Source organism: Bradyrhizobium sp. Arg816 (assembly GCF_029989365.1).
GTDB lineage: Bacteria > Pseudomonadota > Alphaproteobacteria > Rhizobiales > Xanthobacteraceae > Bradyrhizobium.
This window is the reverse complement of record NZ_JAPRAQ010000033.1, coordinates 50782-64000: the sequence shown is the minus strand read 5'-3', so window position 1 is coordinate 64000 and position 13219 is coordinate 50782. Positions and strand designations below refer to the sequence as shown.

Sequence of the window (13219 nt, the reverse complement as noted above, 5' to 3'; positions counted from 1 at the left end):
TACCACCCGAGCGTTCCCATCGAGGAATGCGCTAGCGCGAGCATGACAATTTCATGACGCGGAATGCGCCGACGGATGTCTGATCCTCATATTCGATATGGGTAGAACTGCAGATCGGTGTTACGCAACGCCGGTGGAGAAGAGCACCTTTGCAGCCTCGATACTTTGACGCTGCAACTGCATCGATACTGACACTCTCTTCCCTTACTCGCCGCACTCATGTTGCGGACAATTCCCCAAAGTCGACCCATTCGTGTCTACGAGGACTCAGGCTTGAGCCGATGCACAGCTGGAATATTCGTGTTTGAAGGTGAATTTGATCTCAATGTGAGTAGTGACGGCAGATCTAAACATAGATTAAGGCCGCCGTTCCTCGCCGTCCGGAATGAAGTGGACGGAGGACGCCTCACTGCGGGTCGTCTGCCGTGACGCATCGGGGCGGAATGCATAACCGCCTTCTGGCAACACTGCCGCAAGCGGATCTTGATATGCTGGCGCCAGAGCTACAGAAGGTTGCGCTTGATCAGGATGCCGTCCTCTCGCGGCCGGGTGATCAGATTGAGAATGTCTTCTTTCCTCATAGTGGCGCCATCTCGCTGATGATCGACATGGCGGACGGGCAGACGGTTTCCACCGCCGTGGTCGGGCGCGAGGGCGCAATCGGCATTCTTTCCGTGCTAGGGCCATCGCCTTCGGGGGTCACCGCAGTCGTTCGCGCGGCAGGTACCGCGTCGCGAATCCGCGCGTCGCGGTTTCACGCCGTTTTCAACCGAAGCCCAGCGATCCGGCACGCGGTTCAGATCCACGCCAGGACCATGCTGATGAAATTTCAGCTCGGCATGGCCTGCAACGCATTGCATCCGGTCAAAGCTCGCATAGCCCGCTGGTTACTCCATTTTAGCGACCGCATCGACCACGACCTCCTTCCGCTCACCCAAGAGGCCCTATCGCAAATGATTGGTGTCCGACGAACGACGGTGACGGTCTTGATGCACGATCTGCGCGCATCCGGCGCGATCAAATCTCATCGACGAGGTCAAATCGAGATCGATCGGTCGCGGCTCGCGATCGCGGCGTGCGAATGCCACGGCACCATGCGTCTGGAACTCGAGAAGATCTTCGCGATAAGTACGGCCCGACCGATCTCATTGGCTATGCCGGATTGAAGGGCGAAGCCCTAAAGCAGTTGCCATGTCGCAGAAGGGTCAGAATGAAGAACTCAGGTTGAGCAAATCTGGTCCGCTCTGTCGCGATGAGCGGACCTCAGTTAGACAGGGCGCAGTTTCACGGATGGGCCAGGAGCGGCCCATGGCTGCTATGCGAGAAGCACGCTAACGCCCCAGGAGCAAACGAGCGTCATCTCGCCCGTTTGAATATTAGCTCCAAGGTAATGCCGGCCGGGATGCGCGAATTTGTAACTTCAATTCTTCATTGGCGATCGATTGGACGATCCGCCGTTGATTATGCGCTACGACTAATCCGGAGACGAAATCGTTTCAATGTTGACGTAGATCGTTTTGGTGGTCTCGTCCACTTTGTATGTCCCGGTAATACTGAGAATGGCTGCATATCTAGATTCACGACGTGAAGACTGCGGGCAGGCTCTCAAGAAGCCCCGTCCGATCCGTTCGGACGGGGCTTGATTGAGCGCTCTTACTCGCCGTTCTTGCGCGGCCGCGACCACAGAAGGGTGTAGCCCTCACCGCCCTCGTCATCGAACAGGTTGGCGTAGATCGGCGCGTTGAACGAGGGGTCGTCGAGCTTGAGCGAGAGGTAGTCGCGGCCCTCTTCAGAGCGCTTCGACCAGGCCGCGCCGATCTCCGCGCGGCCCACATAGATGCGGTGGCTGGGAGCGTTGTCGTTGGATCGGTTGGTCTCGGCGACGATGCGGACGCCCTTGGCCTTCAGGCTCAGGGTCACGATCTCGCCCTGGAATTCATTACCGACCTTCTTGAAAGAACCGATGTTAGCCATGTCACTTCTCCTGTTGTGTTTCGAGCCCGCGACCCCCGCGGCCTCGATGGCGATCTAGGGCCGAGGACGATCGGCGACGCACCCGCTCGGGCCGGAGCGCAGCGGAGGACGTCGTTGTGGCGAGTTTCTTGTCTCGCGAGGAATGGGCGAAGCCCAGGGGAAGAAAGTCGCATCGACGGCGTTGCGGCTCAGACGATCGAGGCGAAGCCGGTCTTCGGCCAGATCAAGCCATCAACGAGGCCACGTGCGTCCGCGTGCTGAACCACAATCTTACGGAGAAGCGTGGCTATCTCGGTTTTGATGAACAAGAGGCCGGATCGATTCAGCGGGGAAAGAGAAACAATCTCCTGCAAAAGGCGGCATCGTCTCCCAAGAACCGATCGAACGACATCGCTCTGCCCCGGCCGGGTGGGCCGGACCGAATGCCGGCAGCTTGATTGAGGCGTTCCGAGGAGGACTGCCTCTCCCGCGCTCAGGTTTCGATCATCCCCCGTTCACCGCGCCGATCTACGCGAACCTGTTCGACGATGAACCAGGAAACGGTCGTCGCTCGGCCAATGCGGCCGTAAGAACTGTTTAGGACGGGTTCTCCACCACCCCGCCCTGCTCCGCCGGGCGGGGCTCCGCCAAAACCATCAAACGCGTCCCTGACGTGACGCCAATGCAAACCGCCCCTAGGCAAGCGAAGACCTCACACAAAGCCAGTGAAGGCACTCCGATCTGGGACAGGGCGAACACCACGTGATAGCCGGCGACGGCAGCGGGAACAGCGAATGCTGTCGCGATCGCGATGCGCAAGGCCGAGGACCGAGTAACGGCGAAGGCGACCTGGCCGAGGACGAGCGTCAGCGCACCGCCGGCCGTTGCGATAACCAGCGAGCCAGCGAGGCCGGCACCGCTCTGGAACGCCGTCATCCCGATACTCAGTGCGACGAAAAACGGCAGAGCGTAAACAGCGAGCGCAAAGATCGCCCAGCAAAACAAGCCAATGCCGAGTGTGTTGAGAACAAGCCCAAGGGCGAGCATGGTGGTGGCTCCATGTGCATAGATGTATCAGTCGCGCCTTCCACCACCACCACGGCGCAACTCTGGATATGAAACCGAAACGAGGCAGAGTTGCGGCGCGTGCAACTCCGCCTCGAAGGCTTGGAGTCGAGAAGACGGCGCTCACGCGCCTCCGAACCTCCAAACAGGAATGCCGAGGCGCTTCGCCTTATCGGCGAGGTTGTCCTGGATTCCCGTGCCCGGGAAGTGCATGACGCCTATCGGCAGGAGTTCGAGCATGGCATCGTTGCGCTTGAATGGCGCCGCCTTGGCATGCTTAGTCCAGTCGGGCTTGAAGGCGATTTGAGGCACCTTGCGGTTGGTCGCCCATTTGGAGGCGATCAGTTCGGCCCCTTTGGGCGAGCCGCCATGGAGCAGGACCATGTCGGAATGCTTCGCGTGAACCTTGTCGAGGCGATCCCAGATCAGGTGATGGTCGTTGAAGTCGAGGCCGCCGGTGAGTGCGATCTTCGGTCCCGGCGGCAACATGATCTCGGTCTCGGCGCGGCGCGTGGCCGCGATAAAATCGCGGGAGTCGATCATAGCTGCCGTCAGCGTGCGATGGTTCACCAGTGATCCCGATCGGGGACGCCAGAATGAGCCGGTCTGGGTCTCGAAGCGCTCGATGGCCTGGTCACGAGCGAGCTCCAAGCAGTTGCGGCGCTCGATCAGCGAGATGCCTTCCGCCGTCACGCGCTCGAGTTCAACCGATCGAACTTCGGAGCCGTCTTGCTCGCGCTGGCGCTTCTGCTGCGCCTGTTCGTTGTCGTCGAGTTGGCGTCCGATGCGGTCGACGGCTCGGTGGAACAGGTTGACGGTCGACCAGAGCAGATCGTCGAGGTCCGGTTCAAGCCGGGTGTCGCTCAACGTCGCGACCAGGGCATCGAAGATATCGGCGACGGCGACGGCGATGATCCTGCCCTCGGGGAGCGGCCGTGGATCAGGCTGATCGTTGAACGGGCGGTAGCCGTAAAGTTGCAGTTCGGTGAGAACGTGGTCGGTCGGAGAAGAGGCGTGCGGCGGTTCGATGTCATCGTGGTCGGTCATGGAGGCGATCCTTTACCGGATCGGCCGCGACCATCGCGGCCTTCGTGGCGATCACTCAGACGGCAGGCGGAACGGGCCAGAACCCGGAGCAGAGCGGAGGGCCGAAGCGGCAGCGGAGGATGGCGGAGGCCGGCCATTTTGCTTCGCGATGCAAAGCGCGCTCGCCAGATGGCTAATGTGTCATCTCGTCGCCGGCGCGCGGCGGAAAATAGCCGGACGCAGCCATTGCCGGGCCGAGCCGCTTGCCGTCCGATCGCCCGCTAGAAGGCCGTGGTCGCGTCCTCTTCCGGCAGTGGCCGGCACCGCGACCGACCTGTCGACGCCCATCGAATTGCCGGTGCTATTCCGCGGTTGCCATCGACGAATGCAGGAAACGGACGACGTCCTCCGGTACGAGTTGCAGTAGCAACGCTGCTCGGAGGGCCTCGAGGCCGAAGATGTGCAGATCTTCGTTGAAGTCGCCCAGCCGGGGCGACAATGCGATCGCTTCAATGCCGGCGGCTTCTGCGCGCTGGGTGAGAATAGCCTGTACGGCATCTCCGGCGGCATCTGCGTCACGGGCGATATAGAGTCGGCGCAGGCCAGGCGGCAGCAACATGGCTGAGAGGTGATTGGCCGAGAGAGCAGCGGTCATGGGCAAAGTCGGCAGTACATAACGCAGCGACAGCATGGTCTCGATCCCCTCGCCCGCAGCGAGCACGTCGTCCACCACGCCGAAGCGAACGGCGTTACCAAGCAGGTCGCCCATGGCCCGTCGTGGCGTGTCGATCGGGGCTTTGCCGAGCCGCACGCGATCAAAGCCGTGTGGATCTAGCCAGGTGCGATGCACGCCGGTGATCCGTCCTTCGAGGTCCGTGACAGAGCTTATCATCGCCGGCCAGGTTTCAGTCGGCAAATGCTCGTCCGGTCGGTAGTAGCAACGTGGGTGGAAGCGCAGGCTACCACCATGGTGGATTTGGCTTATTCCACGACGTTGCAAATACGCTTCCACCAACGTCCCTTCGATCGGCCCGGATATCGCAAAAAGTCGACGGGCGGCTTTCTGCGATCCGGCCGGCACGACTGGACGAATTGGTTTCTGAGCTGGCTGCTGCTCAGAACGAGGTAGCTTTAGAAAGCGCTTCGCCTCCTCGGTGACCTCGCGAAAGTCTCGCAACGCCATAGTTTCGCGGATGATGTCGAGGAGATCGCCATGTTCTCCGGTCGCGGCATCGGTCCACTTGCCCGCGGGCCCCTTTGGCGATTCGTGCAGCCGCACGAACAACGAGCGGCCCGGGGTGTTGTGGACGTCGCCAACCACCCAGTACCGCCCCGCGCGCTTACCATTGGGCAGATAGTGTCGGCACACCGCCTCGGCCTCGCGCGCGAGGCGGCGTGCCAGCTCCGAGACATCGCCGGACATCACGCGGCCTCCCGCTCACTGACGCCCGTAACCGGATAGGTGTCGAGCACCCTCGACAGGACCTCGATGCCGCTCGCGTCCGTGGGTACGAACATGCGCAGCTTCCAAGAGATGATCTCCCCAAACAGACCATAAGCCCGCAGTCGATCACGCATCGTGTCGTTGAAACCCGACAGCTCGATGCGATATGCACCCATCACGCGGACACGGCGAAGCTGAAGTCCCTCCGCGAGGTCGAGGACGGTGCGTCCTTCCATCAGCGCGGCAAAGGCAGCGTCCGGCGTCAGCGCGGGCGCGTCCGCCGCAAGGAAGTTTGCGACCCACGCGGCAGATACCCTGCGGCCGATGACGCGTTCGCCTGTATCGGTCTGAAGCCGATAGACGCGGGTCGATTTGTTCGGCAACCGCTTCCAGATCGGTAGCAGCAAGCCCGCCACGACGTGGATCGTGCTTTCCGTGAACTCGGACACCTCGGCAAGCTCCGCCAGCCAGGTCGCGACGAAGCGTTCACGATCCGCTTCGTCCCAATGACTTTCGGCCATTATGGTCAAGGGGACCGTGTGCTGATCCATCGGCCGGATCAGGCGGACGCGCCGTTCGATCTCGCCGTCGTCGAGCATGACGCTCGCCGCGGGGACCTGCACGGCGGCTCGTCCCGAACGCTCTTTGACGAGCAGGACGGCCTGACGATCGGAAAGACGAGCAAGAGCGTCATCCAGACTCACCGGATGATTGCGCTGGCGCTGGGCGACCGTGAGCAGCCGGGTCTCGGCGCCGGTCCCCGGATGGTCATAGATCGTCCGCCGGTCGGTGACGACAAAGCTCTCGGCACGGAGGGTTTCCAACCCCACGTCGTAGGTGCCGGATGCAACCGCGCCTTCGATCCGAGCGGTCAAGAGCTGCTCGAAAGTGGTGAACAGGATATTCTGCAGGTCGATCGTGAGCGCCAGCAATCTGTTCAGAAAGGTCGTGATCGGCGGCAGGTCGTCCCTGAGCCCATTGGCATCTGTCAGCTTCAGGCCGGTCGCATCCTCGAACCTCCCCAGCGAGCAGCCGTCGACCTTGCCTCGGGCGAGCAGCGTGTAGAGTTGACGCAAGGCATCACGGCCGTACTGGCTTTCGAGGTTGTCCTCGGGCCGGAACAGGCCCTGCCCTCCGGTCTGGCGCTGGCCGCGAGTAATGGCACCCAACGTGTCGAGCCGACGAGCAATGGTGCTGAGAAAGCGCTTTTCGGCCTTCACATCAGTTGCGATGGGACGAAACAGCGGTGGCTGAGCTTGGTTGGTCCGGTTGGTCCGGCCGAGCCCCTGGATCGCGGCGTCGGCTTTCCAACCGGGCTCGAGTAGGTAATGGACTCGCAGGCGACGATTCTGGGCCGACAGTTCGGCATGGTAGCTCCTCCCCGTGCCGCCCGCGTCGGAGAACACGAGGATGCGCTTGGCGTCATCCATGAAGGCCGAGGTCTCGGCGAGGTTGGCGGTGCCGGCTCGATTTTCGACCACCAGCCGGTCGCCCTTGCGAACGATGCGGCGCGAGCGGCCCGTCACCTCCGCGACCATTTCGGTGCCAAAGCGCTGGATGACCTGATCCAATGCGCCTGGTACCGGCGGCAGCGAGGCGAGCTTCTCAATCAGGCGGCCGCGGCGGGCGACGGCCTCCCGGCTCTCGACCGGCTGGCCGTCGCGATAGACAGGCCGGGAGCAGAGGTTGCCCTCAGAGTCGGTAAAAGGCTCGTAGAGCTGGACCGGGAAGGAATGGGCGAGATAGTCGAGGACATACTCGCGCGGGGTGATGTCGACCTGGACGTCGCCCCATTCTTCAGTCGGGATCTCGGACAGCCGGCGCTCCATCAGGGCTTCGCCCGTCGAGACGATCTGGATCACGGCGGCATGGCCGGCCTCGAGATCGCGCTCGATCGAGCGGATCAGCGACGGCGTCTTCATCGAAGCCAGGAGATGACCGAAGAAGCGCTGTTTTGCACTTTCGAAGGCAGATCGCGCCGCGGATTTTGCTTGCCCGTTCAGCGTTCCGTTTTCGCCGGTAATGTTGGCCGCTCGCATCGCAGCGTCGAGATTGTTGTGAATGATGCCGAACGCATCGGCATAGGCGTCGTAGATGCGAACCTGCTCCGGCGTCAGCTGGTGCTGAACGAGATCATACTCGACGCCTTCGTAAGAGAGCGAGCGAGCCGCGTAGAGGCCGAGCGCCTTGAGGTCACGCGCCAGCACCTCCATGGCCGCGACCCCACCCTCCTCGATCGCTTCGACGAACTCGGCACGCGCGGCGAACGGGAAGTCGGAGCCGCCCCAGAGACCGAGGCGTTGGGCATAAGCGAGGTTATGGACCGTGGTGGCCCCCGTCGCCGATACATAAACTACGCGTGCATTCGGCAAGGCGTGCTGAAGCCTCAGGCCCGCGCGCCCCTGCTGGGAGGCGGCCTGGTCGCCGCGCTCGCCCTTGCCCCCGACCGCATTCTGCATGGCGTGGCTCTCGTCGAAGACAATCACTCCGTCGAAGTCCGAGCCCAACCATTCGACGATCTGCCTGACACGCGAAAGCTTTGCGCCGCGCTCGTCGGTCCGTAGCGTGGCGTAGGTGGTGAAAAGGATGCCTTCCGAGAGCCGGATCGGGGTGCCATGGCGAAACCGCGACAGTGGCGTAACAAGCAATCGCTCCATACCCAACGCAGACCAGTCGCGCTGCGCATCTTCGATCAGCTTGTCGGATTTGCTGATCCAGACCGCACGGCGGCGGCCCTTGAGCCAGTTGTCGAGCAGAATCCCGGCGACCTGTCGTCCCTTGCCCGCGCCGGTGCCATCACCCAAAAACCAGCCGCGGCGGAAGCGGACGGCATTCTCGACATCGTCCGGCGCGGCGGCCACAACGTCAAACGTGGCGTCGACCGTCCAAGAGCCTGCCAGGAATTCGGAATGCGCCTCGCCGGCATAGATGACGCTCTCGAGCTGAGCATCCGACAGAACTCCGTCGTCCATGACATTGGCGGGCAGGTGCGGACGATAGGATGGCTTCGGTGGCGCAACGGACGCCATCGCGGCAGACTGCACGAGCTTGGTCGGATGTGCGCATGATCCAGGAATGCAGATCGACTGTAGTCCGTATTCCTCATGAATCGCATCGGTCAGTCGGGTGCCTTCCGGCGGGGACCATTCGACCGTCTCGTAGATCAGTTCTGCGCCTACTGGCGCGGCGTCTCTCGAAGTGGACGATATGCGTGGTGCAACGGCGCTGACCGATCGCGACATCGTTGGCCGCCCGATAACAACGATCTCCGGTGGCATCGCGACGGGCAGCCTTGGAGGCACATGCAGGTTCACCCAGCCAAGCAAGGTAGCGACATCACCCGCCATGCCTGGCGAGGCGGGAAAAGCCGTAGAATCGGCAGCGGGCAGCTTGTCTATCACAAGCAGCCTAGTATCCGTCTGAGTGCCGTGCTTGGCGTAAACGGTCCCGTCAATGGCGGCAGAAAATACTACCCGTCCGCGTTCCTGGAGGCGAACGAAGGCATCTCGCCATGCCGGGTTATCCCGCGCGAAGCTTGCGCCGGCGATAGCGACGAGGCGTCCACCGTCGCAAAGACGCGCGAGCGCCGAAGCGACGTGGCGGAAAGCCGCATCCGCCATCCGTCGATCGACATTGGCGAGCGCAGAGAACGGCGGGTTCATCAGGACGACGCTCGGTGCGACGCTCGCATCGAGGTGGTCATCGATCTGGGCGCCGTCGAACCGCGTAACTTGAACGTTGGCGAAGAGATGGCCGAGCAGCTCTGAGCGGGCATCGGCCAACTCGTTCAACACCAAGGCGCCGCCGGCGAGCTCTGCAAAGACGGCGAGCAGGCCTGTCCCCGCGGATGGCTCGAGAATGCGATCGGCAGGCGTAATTCCGGCTGCGGTACATGCCACCAGCCCGAGCGGGATCGGCGTCGAGAATTGCTGAAATGCCTGGCTGTCCTCGGACCGCCGCGTATGTGTCGGCAGAAGGCCAGCTACTCGCACGACCATCGGCAGCATGGCGGCCGTCGAGCCAGCCCTGGCGCGGATGGCCGGGCCGAACTTGCGAAGAAACAGCACGGTTGTCGCCTCGCAGACGTCATAGGCGGTCTTCCAGTTCCAGGCACCAGACGCGTCGGAGGCGCCGAAGGCAGCCTCCATGGCGCTACGCAGAACAGCGGCATCGATGCGCCGGCCGCGTTCGAGGTCGGTCAAGAGTTGTCGCGCGGCCCTGACGGCAGCAGAGGTGAGACTTGCAGTGGCACGCATCGAGAGCGGCGCGGCGACAGCGCCGCCGGCGAGAGATTCGGTCATGGCAGGGTTCTTTCGGAGAGCAGGAATGGGGCGAACCATCAGGCGCTCTCCTCTGATCCCGACGGCTCAAACCCTTCCCGGCCTGACTCTCCCTCTCACCCTCGCCCATGAAAATGGGGACCAGCGCTGCGCGCCGGTTCCCAAACAACCACGGGACGGCCGAAGCCATCCCGCTCTATGACGTCACTCAGCCGCGTCGAGCTGTTGCGGATCATCATCGCTGACATTTTCTGTTTCCTCCTCGCCGGCGGGGAATTCGGGCAGCGGGCCCGCTTCACCCTCCTGCTCCAGTGGCTCCGCATTGCGATCGACGAGACGCAGCGGCTCTGGCAACCAGCCCGAGCCATCCAGAAGACGCTCGGCCTCCTTGGCCATGTCGGCCTTCTTCAGATGGTCGATCAGTTGCGCCGACGACTCGCCCTTGGCTTCCCGCACCGCCTCCAGAATTCGCGGCTTGGTGACCCGGCCGAGATAATTGTCGACGGTCGGTCGCCAGCCAGCCCGCACCATGTCGAGCCCGACCGCGCGCGCCAGCACATCAGCCTGATCGAGACGCCTCCGAACGCCGTGGGCGGAGACACGGCCCTGATTGTAGCGATTGGCCGGTTCATAGACGGCGTTGACGGCAAATGATGCACAGTGGGCGAACAATGATGCCTGTGCACCGCCATCAAGAGCCGTGAGCGCATCCCAGAGATCGTTTTCGCCCTTCGGCAACCGAGCCTTCCAGGCCTCATGTCGCGCCTCGACAGCCTTGGCCGAGACGCTTTCTCTCAGCCCCGGAGCTTGAGTTAGAAAGTTTGGCGTGCGAAGGCCAATCTCAAGACAGCTCCCGGACGATGCGAACCGGTAAAAGGCCGTCAACACGAAGTTATGCAGTACCGCCTGGAACGCGACCGCAGGATTTTCTGCCAGCGCATCCCGCAATGCCAGCGTACGATGCGCCGTCAGCTCGGTGATCAGCCGATCCGGCAGAGGCCTGGCCGCGTCCTCATCATCCTCTTCGGCATCAGGAGCGCCACCTGCGACTGCGATCACCGTGCCCTGCACGGAAGGGCCCCCTTCTTGACCTTCGGTCGACGACGCGTCGGCTCCCTGCCCGACATCAGGATCAATTTCCTGCACCTCGTCCTCCAGCCGGACATAACCCCGGTCCACGGAGAGCCGTCCTTCGGAATCGATGCTGATGAATACACCCGCTCGGGCGATCTCCGTCGGTTCGTAAAGCATCGGCCGGTCTTCGAATGCCGCCAGTGCCGACTCAATTTCGCCGAGACGCTGATCCACCTCGTCGGGCAATTCGTCGGCATCCTGGTAGTCGGCTTCCAGCTTGGCCTGCTCGGCGTTCAGCGCATCGATGGTGGCCTGCTCCTCAGGCGAGAGATCGACAGGTCTGCCTTCGATTTCTCGTAGGTCTTGAGTGTGACCGTAGGAGAACTCTACGGCGACCGAGATCCACTTCCAGCCTTCGGTCGCAATCGTCTCAGCTTCGGCTTTGAGCTTTTCGGTTACGAGGCGGTCGAGCAACAGGACATCCTGAAACCAGCCGCCGTCGTCGTGCTCGAACAGATCCCGCAGAACGTCGCCACCCGCGTGCTGATAAGCATCGAGGCCCACAAATTGGGCCCGGCGATCGGACCCGCGCACGGTGTTCTCGGTGAGCATGCGGCGGATCTGGTATGGCTCGTCATAACCGGAACGGCTGACGTTCTCCCAGACTTGCTCCTGGCGGGCATGATCCGCAGTGACTGAGAACGCCATGAGCTGCTCGAGCGTCATGCCGTCTTCGGCGTAGACGTCATGCAACTTGGGCGAGACCGACGCCAGGCGCAGGCGCTGCTTGACGATTGCGGAGTTCACGAAGTGTCGCGCGGCAATGTCTTCCTCGCTCATGCCGATATCCCGGAGCGTCTGGAAGGCCCGAAACTGATCGAGCGGATGCAAACCGACCCGCTCATCGTTCTCCGCCACCGAATCGTCCGCGGCAATGCCCCCTTCACGCACAACGCACGGCACCGCCTGCGTCTTTGACATGCGTTTCTGTTTCACCAGAAATTCGAGAGCACGAAGCGCCTGCCGCCCGCCGGCACCTCGAACATGCCGGTCTCGTTGCCATCTGCATCAACGACGGCCCGAACGCTCAGACTTTGCAGAAGAGTACGCTGCGCGATGCTCTCGGCCAGCTGCTCGATCGAGACAGCGGCCTTGACGCGGCGAACGTTCGACTGGCTGAGCACGAGCTTGTTAAAGGGAATGTCCCGGGAAGGCGACAGCGTGATCTTTTGTACGGCTTTTGTCATTTCGGCTCTCCACGACGGGCGGCCGTGAGACTCTCTCTCGGCTTCCAACCCGTCGCGAGCAGCCTCCCCTCCTCTCACTCTCGCGCAGCCACCAGGCCAAGCATCACGTCGTCTCGTGATCGGCGACAACCGAATCCCGCGACGGGGGCTCAAAAGACCCGGGAACGAAGCCGAGCAAATAGTCCGCGGCCTTGCTCGCCAGCGAGGCGGCACGCACGATGGCCCGATTGTCTTCGCGCAGGACTTCAAGCCAGGAGCCGATATAGTCGGCATGGCGCACGGTCGGGACGATCCCGAGCGACGCGCAGCTGAATGCGGAACTCAACTCGGCGACCAGTTCTTCGAAGGCATATCTCTTCGTACCGTAGGATCCGCTCTGGTCGCGATTGAGACGCGAAGGATGCCCGGTCGCATGACCGAGTTCATGCAAGGCCGTACGGTGCCAGTTGATGGGTTCGAAATAGGCCTGCGGCGGTGGTACCTGAACATAGTCTTCGGCGGTTGCATAGAATGCGCGATCTCCACCGATCCGAAATGGAATTCCACTGGCCTTGATCAGGGCGTCGAGCGTAGGTTCGATGAGGCTAGCCGGCGGTGGCGGCGCAGCAGTGGCAATGCCGTCGGGCAGTTGCTCGCACTGATCGACGTTGAAAACGGTAAATCGTTTGAGGAATGGAATCGCCTGCGCGTCTTCGCCGGTCTCGGCGGCGCGTCGCTTTTCGTCATTCGGCACGAAACGATCCGCGTAGACAACAGTGGTACCGCGTTCTCCCTTGCGGACGTGACCGCCAAACGAGAGTGCCTGACGAAATGTGAGCCAACTTTGCCCGGTAAATCCGCGTTCGATCACGGCTCCCCAGAGGATGAGGATGTTAACCCCACTGTATTGCCGGTTGGTCGACGCATTTTTCGGCATGGCCAGCGGCGCTTTCGCCGCGGCCGTACCCCAGGGCTGAACCCAGGGAACGCGTCCGGCCTCAAGCTCGGCGATGATCTTGTCGGTGATTTCGTTATAGAGGTTCGCCCGGTCCTGGCCGGCGCACGCGCGAACAGTAAGGTTTGACATCGCGGGTCTCCCCGACGGGCACCGCGAGCCTCTCTCGCAGCTTGTAACCCGTCACGGAGAAACC

The 13219-nt window shown here is 62.4% G+C and carries 7 protein-coding genes and 1 pseudogene; 1 reads left to right on the top strand and 7 read right to left on the bottom strand.

The window, feature by feature from the left end; translation table 11 throughout:
- The first annotated feature begins 443 nt into the window (after window positions 1–443).
- Window positions 444–1166, top strand: a complete 723-nt coding sequence (locus OWC48_RS41735; protein WP_282525215.1) for a Crp/Fnr family transcriptional regulator — start codon at window positions 444–446, stop codon at window positions 1164–1166.
- Between the two features lie 487 nt (window positions 1167–1653).
- Here the strand turns inward: OWC48_RS41735 and OWC48_RS41730 are convergent, their stop codons facing one another.
- From OWC48_RS41730 to OWC48_RS41700, 7 genes and pseudogenes are all read right to left on the bottom strand, one after another.
- The gene (locus tag OWC48_RS41730) at window positions 1654–1974 is read right to left on the bottom strand and encodes a DUF736 domain-containing protein (RefSeq protein ID WP_282525214.1); all 321 of its coding nucleotides are present in this window, start codon (window positions 1972–1974) and stop codon (window positions 1654–1656) included.
- Window positions 1975–2550: 576 nt separating this feature from the next.
- Entirely contained in the window at window positions 2551–3000 is a 450-nt protein-coding gene (locus tag OWC48_RS41725) for a hypothetical protein (protein ID WP_282525213.1), read from the bottom strand.
- A 141-nt stretch (window positions 3001–3141) separates the two neighbouring features.
- Window positions 3142–4065: a DUF2493 domain-containing protein gene (locus OWC48_RS41720; RefSeq protein ID WP_282525212.1), complete on the bottom strand. Its 924-nt coding sequence runs from the start codon at window positions 4063–4065 to the stop codon at window positions 3142–3144.
- A 340-nt stretch (window positions 4066–4405) separates the two neighbouring features.
- Window positions 4406–5467: a toprim domain-containing protein gene (locus OWC48_RS41715; protein ID WP_282525211.1), complete on the bottom strand. Its 1062-nt coding sequence runs from the start codon at window positions 5465–5467 to the stop codon at window positions 4406–4408.
- Entirely contained in the window at window positions 5467–9789 is a 4323-nt protein-coding gene (locus OWC48_RS41710) for a bifunctional class I SAM-dependent methyltransferase/DEAD/DEAH box helicase (protein WP_282525210.1), read from the bottom strand. Before OWC48_RS41710 ends, OWC48_RS41715 begins: the two co-directional genes overlap by 1 nt.
- A gap of 183 nt (window positions 9790–9972) precedes the next feature.
- Window positions 9973–12089 (bottom strand): annotated as a pseudogene (locus OWC48_RS41705) (ParB/RepB/Spo0J family partition protein).
- Between the two features lie 103 nt (window positions 12090–12192).
- Window positions 12193–13155: an ArdC family protein gene (locus OWC48_RS41700; protein ID WP_282525209.1), complete on the bottom strand. Its 963-nt coding sequence runs from the start codon at window positions 13153–13155 to the stop codon at window positions 12193–12195.
- Between the last annotated feature and the right edge of the window lie 64 nt (window positions 13156–13219).